The organism is Micromonospora sp. bgisy143, assembly GCF_057708145.1.
The window spans coordinates 298,044-318,702 of record NZ_JBYIRN010000002.1; the positions used below are offsets into that span (position 1 = coordinate 298,044).

Annotated in this window: 15 protein-coding genes; 8 read left to right on the top strand and 7 right to left on the bottom strand. The window is 72.0% G+C overall.

The window, feature by feature from the left end:
* The first annotated feature begins 34 nt into the window (after positions 1 to 34).
* Genes AC3EN4_RS04315 through AC3EN4_RS04330 form a run of 4 tightly spaced genes read left to right on the top strand, consistent with a single transcriptional unit; the run spans position 35 to position 5,919 of the window.
* Positions 35 to 2,713, top strand: a complete 2,679-nt coding sequence (locus tag AC3EN4_RS04315; RefSeq protein ID WP_435204610.1) for a LuxR C-terminal-related transcriptional regulator — start codon at positions 35 to 37, stop codon at positions 2,711 to 2,713.
* Between the two features lie 16 nt (positions 2,714 to 2,729).
* Positions 2,730 to 4,016, top strand: a complete 1,287-nt coding sequence (locus AC3EN4_RS04320; RefSeq protein WP_435204611.1) for a nicotinate phosphoribosyltransferase — start codon at positions 2,730 to 2,732, stop codon at positions 4,014 to 4,016.
* A 30-nt stretch (positions 4,017 to 4,046) separates the two neighbouring features.
* Positions 4,047 to 4,628, top strand: coding sequence for an isochorismatase family protein (locus AC3EN4_RS04325; RefSeq protein WP_435204612.1), 582 nt, complete (start codon positions 4,047 to 4,049; stop codon positions 4,626 to 4,628).
* A gap of 40 nt (positions 4,629 to 4,668) precedes the next feature.
* Positions 4,669 to 5,919 (top strand): MFS transporter, encoded by a 1,251-nt coding sequence (locus tag AC3EN4_RS04330; RefSeq protein ID WP_435204613.1) that lies wholly within the window; start codon positions 4,669 to 4,671, stop codon positions 5,917 to 5,919.
* Positions 5,920 to 6,597: 678 nt separating this feature from the next.
* Here AC3EN4_RS04330 and ctaD read toward each other — a convergent pair.
* Together ctaD and AC3EN4_RS04340 are read right to left on the bottom strand one after the other, a co-directional pair.
* The gene (ctaD, locus tag AC3EN4_RS04335) at positions 6,598 to 8,355 is read right to left on the bottom strand and encodes an aa3-type cytochrome oxidase subunit I (protein WP_422738550.1); all 1,758 of its coding nucleotides are present in this window, start codon (positions 8,353 to 8,355) and stop codon (positions 6,598 to 6,600) included.
* Between the two features lie 130 nt (positions 8,356 to 8,485).
* Positions 8,486 to 9,592, bottom strand: a complete 1,107-nt coding sequence (locus AC3EN4_RS04340; RefSeq protein ID WP_435204614.1) for an FAD-dependent monooxygenase — start codon at positions 9,590 to 9,592, stop codon at positions 8,486 to 8,488.
* Positions 9,593 to 9,891: 299 nt separating this feature from the next.
* Between AC3EN4_RS04340 and AC3EN4_RS04345 the strand changes: the two genes are divergently transcribed.
* Both AC3EN4_RS04345 and AC3EN4_RS04350 read left to right on the top strand, forming a co-directional pair.
* Complete coding sequence (locus tag AC3EN4_RS04345) at positions 9,892 to 11,016, top strand: glycoside hydrolase family 12 protein (protein WP_435204615.1); 1,125 nt, start codon at positions 9,892 to 9,894, stop codon at positions 11,014 to 11,016.
* A gap of 112 nt (positions 11,017 to 11,128) precedes the next feature.
* On the top strand, positions 11,129 to 12,694 hold the full coding sequence (locus tag AC3EN4_RS04350; protein ID WP_435204616.1) for a SulP family inorganic anion transporter: 1,566 nt from the start codon (positions 11,129 to 11,131) through the stop codon (positions 12,692 to 12,694).
* Positions 12,695 to 12,817: 123 nt separating this feature from the next.
* Here the strand turns inward: AC3EN4_RS04350 and AC3EN4_RS04355 are convergent, their stop codons facing one another.
* From AC3EN4_RS04355 to AC3EN4_RS04365, 3 genes are all read right to left on the bottom strand, one after another.
* Positions 12,818 to 13,783, bottom strand: a complete 966-nt coding sequence (locus AC3EN4_RS04355) for a golvesin C-terminal-like domain-containing protein (protein WP_435204617.1) — start codon at positions 13,781 to 13,783, stop codon at positions 12,818 to 12,820.
* Positions 13,783 to 13,938, bottom strand: a complete 156-nt coding sequence (locus AC3EN4_RS04360) for a hypothetical protein (RefSeq protein WP_435204618.1) — start codon at positions 13,936 to 13,938, stop codon at positions 13,783 to 13,785. The genes AC3EN4_RS04355 and AC3EN4_RS04360 overlap by 1 nt, the downstream gene beginning before the upstream one ends.
* 126 nt (positions 13,939 to 14,064) lie before the next feature.
* Positions 14,065 to 14,853, bottom strand: coding sequence for an aldo/keto reductase (locus AC3EN4_RS04365; protein ID WP_435204619.1), 789 nt, complete (start codon positions 14,851 to 14,853; stop codon positions 14,065 to 14,067).
* 94 nt (positions 14,854 to 14,947) lie between these two features.
* On the opposite strand from AC3EN4_RS04365, the gene AC3EN4_RS04370 reads away from it, so the two are divergent.
* Positions 14,948 to 15,997, top strand: coding sequence for a DNA polymerase ligase N-terminal domain-containing protein (locus tag AC3EN4_RS04370; protein WP_435204620.1), 1,050 nt, complete (start codon positions 14,948 to 14,950; stop codon positions 15,995 to 15,997).
* Between the two features lie 14 nt (positions 15,998 to 16,011).
* Complete coding sequence (locus AC3EN4_RS04375) at positions 16,012 to 17,202, top strand: threonine synthase (protein WP_435204855.1); 1,191 nt, start codon at positions 16,012 to 16,014, stop codon at positions 17,200 to 17,202.
* 41 nt (positions 17,203 to 17,243) lie between these two features.
* Here AC3EN4_RS04375 and AC3EN4_RS04380 read toward each other — a convergent pair whose 3' ends face one another.
* Both AC3EN4_RS04380 and AC3EN4_RS04385 read right to left on the bottom strand, forming a co-directional pair.
* Positions 17,244 to 18,593 (bottom strand): pectate lyase, encoded by a 1,350-nt coding sequence (locus AC3EN4_RS04380; RefSeq protein WP_435204621.1) that lies wholly within the window; start codon positions 18,591 to 18,593, stop codon positions 17,244 to 17,246.
* A gap of 247 nt (positions 18,594 to 18,840) precedes the next feature.
* Positions 18,841 to 20,637 carry a glycoside hydrolase family 15 protein gene (locus AC3EN4_RS04385; RefSeq protein ID WP_435204622.1) on the bottom strand — a complete coding sequence of 599 codons (1,797 nt, stop codon included), beginning with the start codon at positions 20,635 to 20,637 and terminating at the stop codon, positions 18,841 to 18,843.
* Between the last annotated feature and the right edge of the window lie 22 nt (positions 20,638 to 20,659).

Consider the following 20,659-nt stretch of genomic DNA (forward strand, 5'->3'; position numbering starts at 1 on the left):
GGCGCGGACGGAATTCGATGGATATGCTGCCCAAATGAGTCGATGGAAGTTCGTCGGCCGGACCGATGAACTCAACCGCCTGCTGGCGGCGGTTACCGGCGAGGCCGGTCGTGGGCTCTTCTTCAGCGGCAGCGCCGGCATCGGCAAGAGCCGGCTGTTGCGCGAGGGCGTCAACACCCTGCCCACCGACCGGTACGCCATCTGGTCCATCGCCGCCAGTGCCACCACCGCGGCGTTGCCGTTCGGCGGGTTGGTGCAGGTCCTCCCGGCGGAGCAGCCGCAGGGCCTCTCCCCCGCCGGCATTCTGCGCTGGGCGCTGGGGGTGCTGCAACAGCAGGCCGCCGGCCGGCGGATCGTGCTCGCCATCGACGACGCGCACCTGCTCGATCCGCCGTCGGCCGCGCTCGTGCACCTGGTCGCCCGCGCGGACAACGCCACCGTGGTGGGCACCCTGCGCGACGGTGAGCAGATCCCGCTGCCGATCCGCGCGCTGTGGACCGACGATCTGGTCGAGCACGTCGAGCTGACGCCGATGCCACCGTCGGAGACCGCCGGCCTGCTGGCCGAGATACTGGGCGGGCCCGTCGACGCCAACTCGGCCGACCGGCTCGGCCGGCTGTCGGCGGGCAACCCGCTGCTGCTGCGCGAGCTGGTGCACGCCGCCAACGGCAGCGCGGAGCTCAAGCGCACCTACGGCATCTGGAAGTGGACCGGGCGGCTGGAGCTGGCACCCAGTCTCACCGACCTGATCGACACCCGCGTCGGGCAGCTCACCGACGGCGTCCGTACGGTCGTCGAGCTGGTCGCCTTCGGCGAGCCACTCGGGCTGCACCTGCTCAACCAGGCCGCCGAGCAGTCCGATGTGGAGTTCGCCGAGGAGCGTGGGTTGATCACGGTCGTCCAGCACGACCGGCGGACCAACGTACGCCTGGCGCACCCGCTCTACGGCGAGGTGATGCGTCGCCGCTGCCCGGTCAGCCGCACCCGACGCCTCCAGGCGCACCTCGCCGAGCTGCTGGAGCAGGTCGGCAAGCGCCGCCGCGACGACCTGCTGCGGGTGGCGGTCTGGCGGCTCGACTCCGGCACCGCCCAGGACGCCGCCCTGCTCGTGGACGCCGCGATGCAGGCGTTCACCCGGTACGACGTGCCGTTGGCCACCCGGCTGGCCCGGGCGGCGCTGCACGCCGACGGCGGCTCGGACGCGGCGGAGCTGCTGGCCACCATCCTGATGTTCGCCGACCGGCCGGAGGAGGCGCTCACCGTTCTCGACGCGGTGACCCTGGAGCCCGGCGACGAGCGCCGCCTCTGCCGGTGGCTGACCGTCCGTGGCATGGTCAGCTACTGGGGCCTCAGCCGGGAGTCCACGGTGGAGGAGATCGCCAGCCGCGTCGAGCAGCTGGGCGACTCCGCCGACCGGGCCCGGGTGCACGCCTTCGAGGCGATCATGCGGTTGCACCGACTCGACACGGCGACCGCCGTCCGGCTCAGCCAGACCGTGCTCGACCGGCCGGCGGCCAGCATCGCCGCCCGCGAGCTGGCCCGCAGCACCATCGCGTACGTCCAGGCCGCCGAGGGTCAGCTGACGCGCAGCGGCGCGGCCATCGCGCAGGTGCACTCCGCCGCGGCGAGTTGGCGCACCGACATGCCGTACCTGCAATTGGCCCTGGAGCTGGCACGCGGCACCCGGCTCATGCTCACCGGCGACCTCGTCGGGATCGACGCGATCGTGGCCGACGAGTTCGCCGACCTGGCGGGCGCAGGCGACTTCCGGCTCGGCACCGGCTACCTGGCGATCCTCGCGGCGTACGCGGCCCGGCTGCGGGGGCAGAGCGACGCGGCCATGCGTACCTCGTTGGGCGCCTGCGCGGTGCTGGCGACCAGCCGGGTCTACGCCGGCCTGGCCCAGGCCGAGCGGGCCCAGGCGGCGGCGTTGCGCGGCGACGCGGAGCAGGCTACCGAGGCGATGGCCGAGGCCGACCGTACCCACGCGCCGGGCATGGCGGTGCTCTACCCGTGGTTGGAGCAGGCCCGGGGCGCAGTGCTGGCCGCGTCGGGTGACCTGCCCGGCGCGGTGAAGCAGCTCAGCGATCTGGCCGACCGGCTGCGTGCGGACGGCTTCGCCGGGCACGAGGTGCACGTCCTGCACGACCTGGTCCGGCTGGAGCAGGCCGGCGCGCCGATCGGGCCCACCTGCTCCGACGGCGGGCGGCGCACCGTGGCGCAGCGCCTCGCCGAGCTGTCCGAGCAGGTGGACGGGGTGTTGCCGCCGCTGCTGGCCCGGCACGCCCGGGCGGCGGTGACCGACTCGGCCCCGGACCTACTCTCGGTCGCCGACGACTACGCGGCGCTGGAGTTGACCGTGTACGCCGCCGAGGCCACCGCCCAGGCCCTGCACCGGCTGCGTCAGCAGCACTCGACGGCGGCCGGTGCGGCCCGCGAACGGCTCGCCGGGTTGCTCGGGCGGTGCGACCTGATCCGGACGCCGGCGCTGCGGGCCGGAGCACCGGTGCTGACCGAACGCGAGTGGCAGGTGGCGCGTCTCGCCGCGCACGGCGCGACCAGCAAGGCCATCGCCGAACGGCTGTACCTGTCCGCCCGCACCGTGGAGAACCACCTGCAGCGGATCTACGCCAAGCTCGGGGTGACCGGCCGGGCCGAGTTGTGGGCCGCGCTACGGTCGATCCCGGGCCACGAGGGCGACGACTCCGGCTGAACCTTAGGCTGGGACGGTGAGCACCCACCGCCCCGCGCTGCTGACCGACCACTACGAGCTGACCATGGTCAGCGCGGCACTCAAGGACGGCACGGCCGACCGCCGGTGCGTCTTCGAGGTGTTCAGCCGGCGGCTGCCCACCGGTCGGCGGTACGGCGTCGTCGCCGGCACCGCGCGACTGATCGAGCTGATCCGCGACTTCCGGTTCGACCCGGCCGAGGTCGACTTCCTGCGCCGCACCGGGGTGGTCGACGACGCGGCGGCGGCCTGGCTCACCGACTACCGCTTCACCGGCGACATCGACGGGTACGCCGAGGGTGAGCTGTTCTTCCCCGGTTCGCCGATCCTGACCGTCTCCGGCGGCTTCGCCGAGTGTGTGGTGCTGGAGACGGTGGCGCTCTCCGTGCTCAACCACGACTGCGCGGTGGCGGCCGCCGCCGCGCGGATGGTCACCGCCGCCCGGGGCCGCGCCCTGATCGAGATGGGGTCCCGGCGGGCGCACGAGGAGGCGGCCGTGGCGGCGGCGCGGGCCGCGTACCTGGCCGGTTTCCGGTTCACCTCCAACCTCGCCGCCGGCGAGCGCTACGGCATCCCCACGGCGGGCACGGCGGCGCACGCGTTCACGCTGTTGCACGACGACGAGCGGGCGGCGTTCGCCTCGCAGGTCGCCACGCTGGGCAAGGACACCACGCTGCTGGTCGACACGTACGACATCTCGCAGGGCATCCGGAACGCCATCGCGGTGGCCGGCCCGGAGTTGCGAGCGGTCCGGATCGACTCGGGCGACCTGGCGGTGATCGCGCAGCAGTCCCGGGAACTGCTCGACTCCCTGGGCGCGACCGAGACCAAGATCATCGTTTCGGGCGACCTGGACGAGTACTCCATCGCCGCGCTGGCCGCCGAGCCGGTCGACATCTACGGCGCGGGTACGGCCGTGGTCACCGGCTCCGGTGCGCCCACCGCGGGGCTGGTCTACAAGCTCGTCGAGGTCGACGGCCGGCCGGTGGTGAAGCGCTCCGAGCACAAGGCCACCATCGGGGGGCGCAAGGTGGCGGTCCGCCGGCACAAGCCCACCGGCACCGCCACGGAAGAGATCATCGTCCCGCAGGGGGTGCCGGACCGGCAGGCCAACGACCGGATGCTCCAGCGCTCGTACGTGGTCGACGGCGAACCGGTGGCCCTGCCCACCCTCGACGAGTCCCGGGAGCACCTGCGCGAATGCCTCATCTCCATCCCGTGGGAGGGGCTGAAGCTCTCGGCCGGTGACCCCGCCGTGCCGGTCACCGTCGTACCCGCCGGCTGAGCCCGCCGATCCGAACTCGAAGGGACCCCGATGACCAACGCACTGATCATCGTTGATGTGCAGAACGACTTCTGCGAGGGCGGCTCGCTGGCCGTCCCGGGCGGCGCCGGGGTGGCGGCCGGTATCTCCCGGCTGCTCGCCAGCGAGCCGGACCGGTGGCGGCACGTGGTCGCCACGAAGGATTACCACATCGATCCGGGCGCGCACTTCGGCGATCCGCCGGACTTCGTGGAGTCCTGGCCCCGGCACTGCGTGGTCGGCACCAGCGGCTCGGAGTTCCACCCCGAGCTGGAGACCGGACGGGTCGAGGCGATCTTCCACAAGGGCGAGCACGCCGCCGCGTACTCCGGGTTCGAGGGGCACGCCGACGACGGCGAGTGCCTGGCGGACTGGCTGCGCCGGCACGACGTGGACACCGTCGGCGTGGTCGGCATCGCCACCGACCACTGCGTCCGCGCCACCGCGCTGGACGCCGCCCGGGAGGGCTTCGCCACCACGGTGCTGCTGGAACTGACCGCCGCGGTCGCCCCGGAGACCACCGACGTGGCACTGCGCGCGATGGACGGCGCCGGAGTGGTCCTGCACGGTGAACCTGTGATCAGGACCGCATGACGCGGTAATTGGTTGGCCAACGGTCCGCGATCCGTCGAGGATGTCGCCGGAGGTACGGACCAACGTGAACATCAAGCCTTACCGGACAGCGCTCGCCCTGCCCGGCCTGCGGTCACTGCTGCTGGTCGCCGTCCTCGCCCGCATTCCGCTCACGGCCACCGGGGTCACCCTGACCTTCCACGTGGTGCTCGACCTCGACCGGGGTTACGGCGCGGCGGGCCTGGTGGGTGCCGCCATCACGATCGGTGCGGCGATCGGCGGCCCGCTGCTCGGCCGCCTGGTCGACCGGCGCGGCCTGCGGCCGGTGCTGGTGCTCACCGGGATCGCCGAGGCGGTGTTCTGGACCACGGCGCCCTCGTTGGCGTACCCGGTGCTGTTGCCGGCCGCGTTCGTGGCCGGCTCGTTGGCCCTGCCCATCTTCTCGGTGGTCCGTCAGTCGATCGCCGCGCTGGTACCGGAAGATCAACGGCGGCCGGCGTACGCCCTCGACTCCATGTCCGTCGAACTGTCCTTCATGATCGGCCCGGCGCTGGCGGTGGCCCTGGTCACCGCGATCTCGGCGCAGACCACCATGTACCTCGTCGGTGGCGGCATCGTCGCCGCCGGGGCCGCCCTGTGGCTGCTGAACCCGCCGATCCGTGGCGCTGCCGAGCCGGTCGGCCCACGACGCCAGGTGTCCCGCCGGGAGTGGCTGACGCCCCGGCTGCTCGCAGTGCTGGCGCTCAGCACCGCCGCAACCCTGGTCCTCGGGGGCACCGACGTGGCGGTGGTGGCCGTCCTGCGGGCCAGCGGAGAGGCCGGCTGGACCGGGGCCGTGCTGGCCGGCTGGGCGATCGCCTCCCTGATCGGCGGCTTCGCCTACGGGGCGGTGCACCGCTCGCTCTCCCCGCTCACCCTGACCGCCGCGCTCGCGCTCTGCACCATCCCGGTCGGGCTGGGCGGCGCACACTGGTGGCTGCTGTGCCTGGCGCTGATCCCGGCCGGGGCGCTCTGCGCGCCGACCATCGCGGCCTCCGCCGACGCCGTCAGCCGGCTCGCCCCGGCCGAGGTACGCGGCGAGGCGATGGGCCTGCACGGCTCGGCCGTCACCGTCGGCATCGCGATCGGCGCACCACTCGCCGGCGCGGTGATCGACGCCAGCGCGCCGTTGTGGGGCTTCGTGGTGACCGGGGCGCTCGGCGCGCTGACCACCCTGGCCGTGCTCCCCGTCGAGCTACGCCGCCGCCGCAGCGCCGACACCCCGCCCGCACCGACCCCCATCGACCACGAGCCCGCCCCCGCAATCCACTAGCCCTCTCCCCAGCGCCCCGCGCACCCCGGCACCCCAGGCACCCGGCACCCCAGGCACCGCCGGCATGCCTCGGCACCCCGGCCACCCCTGGCACGTCGGGCACGCCCGGCACGTCGGGCACGCCCGGCACCCCAGGCACCGCGGGCATGCCTCGGCACCCCGGGCACCCCGGGCACGTCCGGCACCCCGGCACACCGGCACGTCGGCACCCCGGGCACCCCGGCACCCGGCACCCGGCACCCGGCACCCGGCACCCGGCACCAAGATCCGCACAACTTCCCTGATGTTGCTGCTTCGTGAGCGCGGGAGGCAGCAACATCCCTGAAGTTGCGCGGATCTTGCCCCGGGACCGTGCCCACGGTCGAGAGGCCCACCCTCCCCCGCGTCGATCTTGCAGAAACTGTCGCCGTTTTGCCAGCTTCATCCCCGTTGGTGAGGACAGAAAGTGCAAGATCGGCGCGCGGAGCGGGTGGCGCGGGGAGCGGGGCAGAGCGCGGGGCAGAGCGCGGGGCCCGGGTGGCGCGGCGCGCCGAGCGCGCGGGGCAGAGCGCGGGGCAGAACCCGGGGCGGGGGCAGAGGGCGGGGCTACACGGCGAGGTGAGGGCGGTTGGGCAACGCGACGGGCGCCGCTCCCGGGGGTTCCGGGGGCGGCGCCCGTCGTACGAGCTGGGTTGAGCTCTAGTTGCGGTCGACGTTGCTGGCGGTGTCCTCGGTGTAGGTGGCGCCGCCGTCCGACTCGCTGGTGAGCGGCTTGGCGCCACCCTCCGGCGGGCCGGCCACGCTCTGGCCGGCGGCCAGCTCGGGGAACTTCGCGTCGAACGCCGGCCGCTCGGAGCGGATCCGCGGCATCCGGTCGAAGTTGCGCAGCGGCGGCGGGCTGCTGGTCGCCCACTCCAGCGAGTTGCCGTGACCCCAGGGGTCGTTCACCTCGACCACCGGGCCGGTCTTGTACGACTTCCAGCAGTTGTAGATGAACGGCAGCGTGGAGATACCGGTGATGAACGCGCCGATCGTGGAGATCGTGTTCAGCGTGGTGAAGCCGTCGCCGGGCAGGTAGTCGGCGTACCGCCGGGGGAAGCCCTCGGCGCCGAGCCAGTGCTGCACCAGGAAGGTGGTGTGGAAACCGATCATGGTGAGCCAGAAGTGCACCTTGCCCAGGCGCTCGTCGAGCATCCGGCCGAACATCTTCGGGAACCAGAAGTAGATGCCGGCGAAGACCGCGAACACGATGGTGCCGAAGAGCACGTAGTGGAAGTGCGCCACCACGAAGTACGAGTCCGACACGTGGAAGTCGAGCGGCGGGCTGGCCAGCAGCACACCGGTGAGACCACCGAAGAGGAAGGTGACCAGGAAGCCGACCGCCCAGAGCATGGGCGTCTCGAAGCTGATCTGGCCGCGCCACATGGTGCCGATCCAGTTGAAGAACTTCATACCGGTCGGCACCGCGATCAGGTAGCTCAGGAAGCTGAAGAACGGCAGCAGCACCTGGCCGGTGGCGAACATGTGGTGCGCCCAGACGCTCATGGAGAGCGCGGCGATCGCGACGGTCGCGGCGACCAGGCCCTTGTAGCCGAAGATCGGCTTGCGGGAGAAGACCGGGATGATCTCGCTGATGATGCCGAAGAACGGCAGCGCGACGATGTACACCTCGGGGTGCCCGAAGAACCAGAACAGGTGCTGCCAGAGCATCGGTCCACCGGTCGCCGCGTCGTACACGTGGGCGCCGAGGATGCGGTCCGCGGCGAGCGCGAACAGCGCGGCGGCCAGCAGCGGGAAGACCAGGATCACCAGGAGGCTGGTGACCAGGATGTTCCACGTGAAGATCGGCATCCGGAACATGGTCATGCCGGGCGCACGCAGGGTGAGCACGGTGGTGATCATGTTCACCGCGCCGAGGATGGTGCCCAGACCGGAGATGGCCAGACCCATGATCCACATGTTGGCACCGACGCCGGGCGAGTGCTCGACGCTGCTCAGCGGCGCGTACGCGAACCAACCGAAGTCGGCGGCACCACCCGGGGTGATGAAGCCGGCGGTCGCCATCGTGCCGCCGAACAGGTACAGCCAGTAGGCGAAGCTGTTCAGGCGGGGGAAGGAGACGTCGGGCGCGCCGATCTGGATCGGCACGATGTAGTTCGCGAAGGCGAACACGATCGGCGTCGCGAAGAACAGCAGCATGATCGTGCCGTGCATCGTGAAGAGCTGGTTGTACTGCTCGGGCGACAGGAACTGCAGCCCGGGTCGGGCCAGCTCAGCCCGCATGATCAGGGCCATCACGCCACCGATCAGGAAGAACACGAATGCGGTGATCATGTACATGATCCCGATCTGCTTCGCGTCCGTGGTTCGCAGCAGCCGCGCGATGGCCGACCCCTTGACCGGCTCCCGGACCGGCCAGGGCCGGGTCACGACCGGCTTGGGTGCGACGGTGGTCACGAGTGGCCTCCGGTTCTCGGTTGTCCCGCTCGGCTCACGCTGTTTATCGGCGGGCCGTCATCCGCAAGGAGGATAGTCCCCGGCAGGTCGCAGCGCCGCGTGGGGTGGCGTGACACGATCTACAACGGGCCTACAGCGGGCCGACCAGTAGCCGGTAGTGCTCCCCGAAGATCCGTCCGCCGCGTCCGCGCAGCAACGGGTCGCGCAGCGCCGGCGGCACGTCCCGGGTCCGGTTGCGGTCCCGGGTCCGGTCGGCCACCCATCGGGTACGCGGGCGACGACGACTCTCGTACGCCACCAGCGCCGACTCGACGCTGCCGGCCGCGCGCAGCGATTCGGCCAGCACCACGGCGTCCTCCAGGGCCATCGCCGCACCCTGCGACAGGGTCGGCGCGGTGGCGTGGGCGGCGTCGCCGACCAGCAGCACCCGGCCCCGGTGCCAGCGGCCCAGGTCGACCTCGTCGGTGATCCCGACGTCCACCCGGTCGAGCGTGTCGAGCACCTCGGGCACCGGGCCCCGGTAGTCGGCGAAGAGTTCCCGCAGTCGGGCCAGCGGGTCGGCGGGCGGCTCGGTGCCCGCCTCGTCGGCGTAGCAGTGCAGGCGGCCCTCCCCGATCGGCACGAGCAGCAGGCCACAGCGCTGCCCGAGCAGGCCGGTCCAGTCGGTGAGGGTCGGTCCGTCGCGCAGGACGGCCCGGTAGACGACGTGCCCGGCCGGGCGGGGCGGGCCGCCGAGCGCGGCCAGGGTGCGCACCGACGAACGCGGCCCGTCGGCGCCGATGACCAGGTCGTACTCGGTGCGGGTGCCGTCGGTGAAGGTGACGCCGACGGCGCCCGGGAGCAGTTCGAGGGTGCGGACCTCGGCGCCGTGCCGGACCGCGCCCCCGGCGCCGCTGAGCAGGACCCGGTGCAGGTCGCCGCGGGGCAACGCCCGGCACTCCCCGACGCCGGCCCAGAGCGCGTCCAGGTCGACCTCGCAGAGCGGGGCCCCGGCGGCGTCGAAGAAGCGCTGCCGGTGGATCACCTGCCCGAGGGGACGGACGGGATCGTGCAGGTCCAGCCGGTGCAGTGCACGGGCGGCGTTTCCGGGGAGGTAGAGACCGGCATCGGTCGACTCCCCTGCCGGCAGCTTGTCGGTCACATCCGGCCGGAAGCCCGCCAGGCGCAGGGCCCGGGCCACGGCCAGGCCGGCGAGGCCCGCGCCGACGATGAGGATGCGCAGGGGGGAGCTACGCATGGTGGTGTACGCCTCCGGAGGGGAACGGCACGCGTTGGAGGCAACACGCTACTCGGAGCGATCGACGCACACCAGAGCCGATCGGCCCGGCGCGAACCGCTCGCCGGCGGCCGTCGTCGCTGACCGGGACGTCGACCGACAGCCGTCCGGAGCGGGCGTGGCAATCCTCACAATTCGCCAGTTTGACCTGCGCAGTTGCGCCATAGTTTCAGACATGTAAATGTGTCGTTGAGCGTGGGAGCGCTCCCGCACCACCCCACCACAGCCGGCGCCCAGCTTGCGCCGAGTCAAGGAGCGTCATGAAACGTCACCTCCGAGCCCTGGCCGCCGCCGGGCTGTTGCTCACCAGTTCCCTCGTCGCCGTGGCCCTCGGCGGCAGCGCCTCCGCCGACACCCTGATCTGCGAGCAGTACGGCTCCACCGTGATCCAGGGCCGCTACGTGGTGCAGAACAACCGCTGGGGCACCACCGCCCAGCAGTGCATCAACGCCACCAGCAACGGCTTCGAGATCACCACGCTGAACGGCAGCAGCCCCACCAACGGCGCGCCCACCGCGTACCCCTCGATCTTCTTCGGTTGCCACTACACCAACTGCTCCCCCGGCACGAACCTGCCGATCCAGGTGTCGCAGATCAGCAGCGCCACCAGCAGCATCAGCTACCGGTACGTGAGCGGCGCGACCTACAACGCGTCGTACGACATCTGGCTGGACCCGTCGCCGAAGCGGGACGGCGTGAACCAGATGGAGATCATGATCTGGCTCAACCGCCAGGGTCCGATCCAGCCCATCGGCTCGGTGGTCGGCACGACGAACCTGGCCGGCCGGACCTGGGAGGTCTGGCGGGGCAGCAACGGCTCCAACAACGTCATCTCGTACGTCGCGTCGTCCGCGATCTCCAGCCTGAACTTCAGCGTCATGGACTTCATCAACGACACCCGCAACCGGGGCGCGATCACGAACTCCTGGTACCTGACCAGCATCCAGGCCGGCTTCGAGCCGTGGCAGGGCGGCGTCGGCCTCGCGGTGACCTCGTTCTCGGCGAACGTCAACGGCGGCGGCAACCCCACCAACCCGCCGCCGACCACCCCGCCGCCGGGCGGCACCTCCGCCTGTGCGGTGAAGTACACGGCCAACTCGTGGAACAACGGCTTCACCGCCGACGTGCAGATCACCAACACCGGTTCCAGCGCGATCAACGGCTGGACGCTCACCTACAACCTGCCCGGTGGGCAGACGGTCACCAACGCCTGGAACGCCACGGTGAGCCAGAGCGGATCCGCGGTGACCGCCCGGAACGTGAGCCACAACGGGTCGATCGCCCCCGGCGGTACGGCCAGCTTCGGCTACCAGGGGACGCTGAGCGGGTCGTACTCGTCCCCGAGCAGCTTCTCGCTGAACGGCAGGAGTTGTACGCGTAACTGAGTCGACGGCACAACGACGGGGCGCGACCCAAGCGGTCGCGCCCCGTTCCGTATCGAGGGTGAAAGAATCACGCTTAACTATGCATTAATATTATCTCAGTATCTTTCCAAAGATGTCGGCTTTAGCGTTATTTCGGCACGATATCCCCTCGTCAATCGTGGTCTTCCTGATCGCCATCCCGCTGTCCCTGGGCATCGCCGCCGCCTCCGGGGCACCGCTGCTGGCCGGGCTGATCGCCGCTGTCGTGGGCGGGATGGTCGCCGGCATGCTCAGCGGCGCGCCGCTCCAGGTCAGCGGACCGGCGGCTGGGCTCACCGTGATCGTCGCGGGCACCATCGCCGAGTTCGGCTTCGCCGGCACCGCCGCCATCGTGACCGTCGCCGGACTGCTGCAGATCGTGCTGGGCATCACCCGACTCGGGCGGGCCGCGCTCGCGCTGTCGCCGACGGTCGTACACGGAATGCTGGCCGGCATCGGCCTGGTCATCGCGCTGAGCCAGGTGCACGTCGCGCTCGGCGGCGCGCCGCAGAGCTCCGCCTGGGCGAACCTGCGCGACCTACCCGGCCAGGTCGCCGACCACCACGGCGTGTCCGTGCTGCTCGGCCTGCTGACCATCACGCTGCTGCTCGTCTGGTCACGTCTGGTCAAGACCACCATGCTGCCGGCGACCCTGGTGGCGGTGGTGGTCGCCACCGTGGTCGCGGCGGTTCTCGACGCTGACGTGGAGCGGGTGAACCTGCCCGCCGACCCCCTGAGTGCGCTCACCTTCCCCCGCTGGCCCGACTCGCCGGCGTGGGAGGTCCTCCCGGCAGTCGTCACCATCGCCCTGGTGGCGAGCGTGGAATCCCTGCTCTCGGCGGTGGCTGTCGACCGCATGCACGACGGCCCACGGGCGAACCTCGATCGCGAACTCATCGCCCAGGGCGCCGCGAACGCCGTCTCCGGAACGCTCGGCGGCCTCCCGGTCACCGGCGTCATCGTGCGTAGCTCGGCAAACGTCGCCGCCGGAGCCCGCACCCGCGCGTCGACCATCCTGCACGGCGTCTGGATCGCCGGGTTCGTGATGGCCGGCGCCGTACTGCTGGAGATGATCCCGATGGCCGCCCTCGCCGCCGTCCTCGTGGTGGTCGGTCTGCGGCTGGTGAGCCTCGCCCAGATCCGCACGTACGCCCGGCACCGGGAGCTGCCCGTCTACGTGGTCACCGCGGTCGGCGTGGCCGCGACGGACCTGCTGATCGGTGTCGGGCTGGGCATGGCGACGGCGGCGCTGTTCATGTTGTGGCGGCTGGCCCGCTGCGAGATCCACGTCACCGAGCCGAACCCCGGCGCCTGGCTCGTGTCGATCACCGGAACCCTCGCCTTCGTCGCCTGCGGACGACTGACCCGCCGACTGGCCGCCCTGCCTCCGGGGCAGCACGTCGCACTCGAGCTTCACCTCGACTATCTGGACCACGGCGCCTACGAGGCCATCCGCGACTGGCAGGCGTCCTACACGAGGTCCGGTGGCAGCGTCCGGGTCAGCGAGGTGCACGGCTCGTGGCTGCATCGTGCGGGCACCGACGGGCTCGGCACCGGCAAACGCACCTCCCCGTGCGTGACTCGGGGTCGTCGGTCTGCGGATGCGCAGGGGCCGACCCGTCACGAGTTGCCGCCGCCCCGGCACACTCCGATCCCGTGAGGTCGGGGCATCCTCGCACGAGGGACACCCCGACGTCCGGGAAGTCGAGTCGATCAAGCCGGGACGGGACGCGTCACGCCGGGACGGGACGCGTCACGCCGGGACGGGACGCGTCACGCCGGGTCAGACGCGGGTGAGGCGTACGGCGTCGGCGATGACCAGCCCCGTCGCGTTGCTCCAGCGGCTCACCGCCACCCGGTTGGCGTCCCCGGCGGGCAGGGTGAACGTGCCGAGGACGCGCCACTGCCCACCGGTCGCCCGCTGGTCGACGTAGACCGTCCGGTTGCCGGTGGTGGTGGCGACGATGTACGGAGTGGCGCTGTTGTAGCCGCTGTTCGTCGGCCACCACGCCTCCACCCGGTAGTTGCCGGTCGCCGGGACGTTGAACCGGTACCAGGCCGGGTCGCTGGCCGCGACGGGATCGGCGTAGCGGTAGTCGGCGCCGTACCGCTGGGTGGAGAACGTCGACACACCCCAGTTGGCGCTGGCGGTGAAGCGCCCGGAGGTCGTGTTGTCCACGATGGACGACCAGGCCGTGCTGCCGCCGGCCATCTTCGCGGCGACGTCGGCCCGCATCACGTTCAGGTCGATGAAGGACGGGTCGATCTTGCCGGTGGTGCTGGTCTCCCGATGCCCGCGCGCGTAGCTGCTGTCGCGGCCCAGCCGGGTGAGCACGGCGGCCGTGGCGGCGATCGACGCGGTGTACTGCGCGGTCGTCATCTGCTGGTCGACGCCGTTGTAGTCGATCTCCCACCCGATCATCAGGGTGTTGCCGTCCCCCGCGGGGATGGGTCCGCTCCCGCCGCTGACCCCGGCGTGGTTGCAGCGGCCGGCGGAGATGACGTGGAAGACGCCGTTGTAGTCGACGAGCGCCTGGCAGAGGGGGCCGGCCAGGTCGGTGCGCCCGTTGATGCAGATACCGAGCGCGGGGTGCGGGTTGCTGGCGCTGGAGGTCGAGGCGGTGTGGTGCCAGAGCACCCCGATCGGGTCGAAGGAGCCGGGCCGCATCCGATTGAGCCAGTCGCCCTCGACGACGACCTGCACCCCGGCGCCGCGCAGCACGTCCACGAGCCAGGGAATGGTGGCCATCAGGACCCGCCGAGCAGGTCGGCGAGGCACTCGGGTTCCTTCGGCGCGGCGCTCGCCGGGGCGGGCCGGACCACGACGGTCAGGGCGGCGGCCACCAGGGCGGGGATGCCGAGCACCCCACGACGGCGCAGACGGATGGACGGTGGTCGGGCCATGGCGATCCTCCAGCGAGGGCGGGTGGGGAAGGGATCGACGAACGTGATGACGGCACGCTATACCGTCACGCACGTCGATGTCGATACCCTTCACCATGCAGCCCGAGCCTGAAGAAATATGCCGCCTCAGGCGTCGCCGAGGGCGTCGATGTCGCGCATCTCCTCCGCCGTCAGCGAGAAGTGGAAGACGTCGAAGTTCGCGCTGATCCGCTCCGGCGTGACCGACTTCGGAATCGCGACGATCTCGTGGTCGATGTGCCAGCGCAGCACCACCTGCGCCGGGGAGACACCGTGCGCGGCGGCGATCCGGACCAGCACCGGATCGCTGAGGTCGCTGGTCTTGAACGGGCTGTACCCCTCCAGCACCACGCCCCGGTCCCGGTGCTCGGCGTGCCGCTGCCGGTCGTACAGCGCCGGGCTCCACTCGATCTGGTTGACCGCCGGGTTCTCCTCGGTCGACTGGATCAGCTCGTCGATCTGCGCGGTGCTGTAGTTGCTCACACCGATCGCCCGGGTGAGGTTCTCGTCCCGCGCGGCGATCAGCTCCCGCCAGAGCGGGATGCTGTCCGCCGGCGACGACGGCGGCCAGTGGATCAGCCAGAGGTCGATCTGGTCGACACCGAGCGCCTCCAGGCTGGCCTCCAGCGTGGCGCGCTCCTGACCCACCCGGTTCGCCGGGAGCTTGGTGGTGATGAAGACGTCCTCCCGGCGCAGCCCGCTCTCGCGGACCGCCCGGCCCACCTCGTGCTCGTTGCCGTAGACGGTGGCGGTGTCGAGGTGGCGGTAGCCGGTGTCGAGCGCGGCCAGTACGGCGTCGTAGCCCGCCTGGCCGGTGGCCTGCCAGGTGCCGAAGCCGAGCAGGGGCATCCGCACGTCGCCCGGGAGCAGTGCGGTGGGCTGGTCGCTGAGATCCATGTGATCCGTTCTACCCCGCCACGCGCCCCGACGCCGAGCGAACCGGACACTCCGGCTGCCAGCGCGGCCCGCCGGTGTGGCGGAGAATGCGGAGGTGACCGACCGGCTCCGGGAGTACCGGCGAAAGCGCGACGCGGCCCGCACGCCGGAGCCCGTGCCGCCGGCGACGCCCCGACCGGCCGACGGCGACGGCGGCACCGCGCGCTTCGTCATCCAGCAGCACCACGCCCGCAGCCTGCACTGGGACCTGCGGTTGGAACACGAGGGTGTGCTCGCGTCCTGGGCGGTGCCGCGCGGCCTGCCCCGCGACCCGGGCCGCAACCACCTCGCCGTGCACACCGAGGACCACCCGATGGAGTACCTCGACTTCGCCGGCGAGATCCCGGCCGGCGAGTACGGGGGCGGTCGGATGGTCATCCACGACCGGGGCACGTACCGCCGCGAGAAGTGGCGCGACGACGAGGTCGTCGTGACGCTCTTCGGCGAGCGCACCGAGGGCCGGTACGCGCTGTTCGCCACCGGCGGCCGGGACTGGATGATCCGCCGTACCGATCCCGCGCCGCCGGGCTGGACACCGATGCCCGAGCTGGTCCGCCCGATGCACGCCACGCCCGCCGCCAGGCTGCCGCGCGACGCCGCCGAATGGGGGTACGAGCTGCGCTGGGACGGGGTCCGCGCGATGGCGTACGTCTCCGGCGGGCGGTTGCGGCTGCTCTCCGCGACCGACGAGGAGATCACCGGCGGGTACCCGTGGCTGCGTGCGATGGCCGAGGCGCTGGCGCCGACCGAGGCGGTGCTCGACGGCGTGCTGGTCCGCGTCGACGGCTCGGGCCGGGTGCGTCCGGCCCGCCCGACCAGCGGCGGTCGGGTGCCGGCCGGCGCGCAGTTCCTCCTCGTCGACCTGCTCTGGTTGGAGGGCGTGAGCAGCGTAGACGTCCCGTACGCGCAACGCCGGGAACTGCTCGATGGGCTGGCGTTGGCCGGTACGCACTGGCAGACTCCGCCGTGGTTCTCCGGTGCCGGCGACGAGGCCCTGCGCACCGGGCGGGAGCAGGGGCTGCCCGGTGTGATCGCAAAGCGACTCGACTCGGTCTACGAGCCGGGCGCACGGAGTCGGCGCTGGTGGAGTATCGACGCGGCCTGACGGCGAGGAGCGACGTGTACCTGACCCACCTGGACTGCCCGCGCTGCGGCCTGGAGTACGCCGCCGACGAGGTGCAGAACCTCTGCGACTGCGGCTCGCCCCTGCTGGCCCGCTACGACCTGCCGGCGGTCGCGAAGGCGGTCACCCCGGAGCGCTTCCCGCTGCGCCCGGCCGACCTGTGGCGGTACCGGGAGCTGCTGCCCGTCACCGACCCCCGGCACGTCACCACCCTCGGCGAGGGCTGGACGCCGCTGCTGCGCGCTCCGGCGTACGGCGCCGAGATCGGCATCGCGGACCTGATGGTCAAGGACGAAGGGCTGATCCCGACCGGTTCGTTCAAGGCCCGTGGCGCGGCGGTCGGCGTGAGCCGGGCCCGCGAGCTGGGTGTCAAGCGGATCGCGATGCCCACCAACGGCAACGCCGGGTCGGCCTGGGCGACCTACGCGGCGCGCGCCGGCATGGGCGCCACCATCGTCATGCCGCTGGCGGCGCCGACCATCTGCCGGCGGGAGTGCGTGGCCGCCGGCGCCGACCTGCGCCTGGTCGACGGACTGATCAGCGACGCCGGCCGGCGGGTGGCCGAGTTGGTCGCCGAGTCGGACGGGGCGATCTTCGACGCCGGCACGCTGCGCGAGCCCTACCGGCTCGAGGGCAAGAAGACGATGGGGTACGAGATCGTCGAACAGCTCGGCTGGCAGGTGCCCGACGTGATCGTCTATCCGACGGGTGGCGGGGTCGGCCTGATCGGCATCCACAAGGCGCTGCACGAGATGTGCGAGCTGGGCTGGGTCGGCGACAAGCTGCCCCGGCTGGTGGCGGTGCAGTCGACCGGCTGCGCTCCCATCGTGCGGGCCTTCGCCGCGGGTGAGGATCGGGCCCGCCCGTGGGAGGACGCGCACACGGTGGCGTTCGGCATCACCGTGCCGGCGCCGCTGGGTGACGAGCTGATCCTGGCGGCGCTGCGGGCGTCCGCCGGCACCGCCGTCGCCGTCGACGACGCCGAGATCCTGACCGACCTGCGGGACTTCGCGGCCCGGGAAGGGCTGCTGCTCTGCCCGGAGGGCGCGGCCTGCCTGACCGCGGCACGCCACCTGCGCGCCGGTGGCTGGATCCGGGCCGGCGAACGGGTGGTGGTGCTCAACACCGGCGCGGGGCTGAAGTATCCGGAGACGGTCGACGTCTCCGGCGTACCCGTGCTGGGCTGAGCCGGCATCCCGCGCGGCGCGGGATGCCGGCGTGCCGTGCCCTACTGGTAGGTGATGTCGGACGGCGTGTAGAGGCAGTTGACGCCGTCGGCCCCTTCGCCGATCTTGGTCGGTTCGCTGCCCTTGGGTACGCCCTTGTACTTGACGCAGATCGAGGTCTCCCGGTCCGGGTCGCCGACGATGGTGACGCGGCTGAAGCGGGCGGTGTCGCCCCAGTTGGTGTTGATGCCGGCGATTGTGTCGGTGTCCCGGACGACCACGTTGTCGATCACCACGTGCCGCTGGTACGACGTGGAGCAGTTGCCGCAGGCCCGGTAGAGCTTCCCGGCGTTCTCCACCCGGAAGTTCCTGATGTAGACGGTGCCCGTGCCGTTGTGCTGGAAGACCTTGTCGCTGGCCGACCGCGCGCCGCCGCCGTCGACGGTGTACGTGGTGCCGCCCCGGAAGGTGGCCGCGTCCTCGCCGACGTCCTCCCACCAGACGTTGACCAGGGTGCAGTTCCCCTCGCAGTGCACGCCGTCACCGGCCGGCGCACCGATGATCACGTTGCGCAGGGTGGCGCCGGCGGCCAGCTCGAACATCGGGTCCTGGCTCTCGCTCTGCCCACCGTCGCCGATGCCGTAGTAGCGCCTCAGCCCGCCGTCGAAGGTGCCGGAGACCGGGATCGTCGCGTCCACCTTCTGGCTGCTGGTCGGGGTCGGCCACCCGGAGGGCGGCGGGGTGGTCGGCGGCGGGGTGGTCGGCGCCGCCGTGGTGGCCGGCGGTGTGCTCGGGGTGCCGCCACCGGACGAGTCGACCACCACGTCGTCGAAGCCGCCACTGGCGTACGCGGTGACCAGGCCGATCCGCCCGGCGGCGGCAAGGCTGCTGCTGCCGGAGGCGATCTGGGTGCCGTTGACGTAGCCGCGGATGGTGCTGCCGCTGACCTCGACGCGCAGGGTGTACCAGGTGCCGGTCGTGACACCGAGCGAGGCCGAGCCGAGCGCGGTGACGCTGCTGCCGTTGACGGCCTGAAGTTCGGCCCGTCCGGAGCCGAGCAGGGCCAGCCGGTACATCCTGGTGCTGCTGGTGGACCGGGCGGCGAGCCCGACCAGGGCGCTGGACGAGCCGAAGCTCGCCGGCCGGACCCGGGCCTGCACCGAGTAGTTGGTCCACCCGGTGTCACCGGCGAACTGCCGGGCCAGCTCGCTGCCGGCGTTGGACTGCTGCAACACCCCGGCGCCGTCGACCGCCCAGGTGCCGCCGGACTTGGACCAGCCGGAGGTGTCGCCGTCGCTGAAGGTGTCGGTGAAGATGGTGGCCGCGAAGGCCGAGGTCATGGTGGCGGCGAGGGCCGCCACGGTCACGCCGGCGCAGACCGCCAGCACCAGTGGTCGTCGTCTCCTGTGCACGGTTGTCCTCCTTGACGCGCGTGGTGGCGATCCCGGTATCCGGCCGCGCGGGGACGTGCCGGCACGGCGCGCTGGCGGGAGAGCGGGAATCGGTGTGCCCCGTCGGACGCCCGGATCCGACAGCGGGGTGAAGCGGGACGAAAGCCCTGGGAAAGGGCTTTCCCGTCTCTCCGAGGCTAGGACCGTCCACACAGCAGCGTCAATGCCTGGCGCTTGCAGGTCTGTTGCAGGATTTCCGCGGCCCGGCTCAGAAGCTGTTCGGCTCGGTGAGCCGCCAGGCGGCGTTGATCAGCCCGATGTGGGACAGCGCCTGCGGCATGTTGCCGAGCTGCGCCCCGGTGCTCAGGTCGATCTGCTCGCTGAACAGGCCCACGTCGTTGGCGTGGCCCACCACGCGCTCGAACAACTCCTCGGCCCGTCGCGGCTCACCCGCCATCACCAGGCACTCCACCAGCCAGAACGAGCACAGCAGGAACCCGGCCGGGTCACTCGTCCAGCGCCGGACCAGCCCGTCCTCCGTACCCAGCTCCCGCTCCACCATCGCGATGGTCGAGCGCATCCGGGGGTCGGTCGCCGGCAGGAAGTGCGCCACCGGCAGGGCGAGCACCGAGGCGTCCAGCTCGGCCGAGCCGAAGGAGCCGGTGAACGCGCCGATCCGGTCGTTCCAGCCGTCGCGCAGCACCGCCTCGCGGATCTCGTCCCGCACGACGGCCCAGCGACGCGGGTCGGCCCGCTCACCGAGCCGGTCGGCGAGCCCCACCGCCCGGTCCATGGCCAACCAGCAGGAGACCTTCGAGGAGAGGTAGTGCCGCTCGTCCTCCCGGGTCTCCCAGATCCCCCGGTCCGGCAGGTGCCAGGTCGCCGCCACCTGCTCGGTCAGCCCGAGCACCATCTCCCGCAGCTCCGACTCGAACTCCGTGCCGAGGTAGTCGCGCAGCCGCCACACCGCCGAGAGCACCTCACCCGGCACGTCGAGCTGCCGCTGCTTCCAGGCGTCGTTGCCGACCCGCACCGGGCGGCTGTCGCGGTACCCGCGCAGGTGGGTGCAGTGGTGCTCGGAGAGGTCCCGTTCGCCCTCCAACCCGAAGAGCACCGGCACCGGCTCGTCGCCGAACTGGCCGATCGACCGGGCCGCCCAGGCGAACAGGCGGGACGTCTCGTCCGGGCAGGCGGCCACCCAGAGGGCGCGCATCGTCAACGAGAAGTCCCGCAACCAGGAGTAGCGGTAGTCGTAGTTGCGGTCGCCGCCGATCTGTTCCGGCAACGAACTGGTCAACGCCGCCGCCACCGCCCCGCTGCGGGCATAGGTCAGACCGGCCAGCACCGTCGCGCTGTGACGGACCAGTTCGGGGTACCGGCCCCGGTACCGGTGCGTCTCCCGGAACGCCTCCCAGGTACGGGTCGTGTTGGCGAGGGCGGTCAGTGGGTCCAGTTCGACCGGCGGTTTCCCGTACACCTGCCCGAACGCCACGTCGAGACCCACCACCTGGCCGGCGGCGACCTCGAACTCGTGGGTCACCCGGTCGCGGCCCGCCCGCAGCGGCAGGCCGCTGCCGCGCAACACGAGCATCACCGGGCCGGCGTTGGCCACCACCGCGCCGCCGGGCCGCTCGTGCAGGTAGGGCGTGACCAGCCCGTACTCGGGGCGCGGGGCGAAGTCCAGCGCCATCCGTACCCGCCCGGACAGGCCCTCGACCACTCGGACGAGCACGGCGGGCGAGTTCATGCCCAGCTCGTGCGCTCGGGCACCCACCTCGGCGGCGAGCGCGTCCGTCACCGCCACGCTCCCGTGCGGCGTGTGGTGCACGGTGCGCAGGATGAGCGTGTCCGGACGGTACGCGCGCTCGACCCGGTACCCCGGACCGCCGGCACCGACCGGCGCCAACCGGAAGTGTCCGCCGTCCGGGTCGAGCAGCCGGCCGAAGACCGAAGCGCCGTCGAACCGGTGCGGACACCACCAGTCGATCGAGCCGTCGATGCCGACCAGCGCTCCGGAACGGGAGTCCGAGAGGAACCCGTAGTCGGAGATCGGCGGCTGTGTCACCCACCGCGCGTACCCGGATCGG

Bases quoted from the DNA above. Each gene is read 5' to 3' on its own strand.
- AC3EN4_RS04315 (WP_435204610.1), top strand. From the start codon at position 35: ATGAGTCGATGGAAGTTCGTCGGCCGGACCGATGAACTCAACCGCCTG.
- AC3EN4_RS04325 (WP_435204612.1), top strand. From the start codon at position 4,047: ATGACCAACGCACTGATCATCGTTGATGTGCAGAACGACTTCTGCGAG.
- AC3EN4_RS04330 (WP_435204613.1), top strand. From the start codon at position 4,669: ATGTCGCCGGAGGTACGGACCAACGTGAACATCAAGCCTTACCGGACA.
- AC3EN4_RS04340 (WP_435204614.1), bottom strand. From the start codon at position 9,592: ATGCGTAGCTCCCCCCTGCGCATCCTCATCGTCGGCGCGGGCCTCGCC.
- AC3EN4_RS04345 (WP_435204615.1), top strand. From the start codon at position 9,892: ATGAAACGTCACCTCCGAGCCCTGGCCGCCGCCGGGCTGTTGCTCACC.
- AC3EN4_RS04350 (WP_435204616.1), top strand. From the start codon at position 11,129: ATGTCGGCTTTAGCGTTATTTCGGCACGATATCCCCTCGTCAATCGTG.
- AC3EN4_RS04355 (WP_435204617.1), bottom strand. From the start codon at position 13,783: ATGGCCACCATTCCCTGGCTCGTGGACGTGCTGCGCGGCGCCGGGGTG.
- AC3EN4_RS04360 (WP_435204618.1), bottom strand. From the start codon at position 13,938: ATGGCCCGACCACCGTCCATCCGTCTGCGCCGTCGTGGGGTGCTCGGC.
- AC3EN4_RS04365 (WP_435204619.1), bottom strand. From the start codon at position 14,853: ATGGATCTCAGCGACCAGCCCACCGCACTGCTCCCGGGCGACGTGCGG.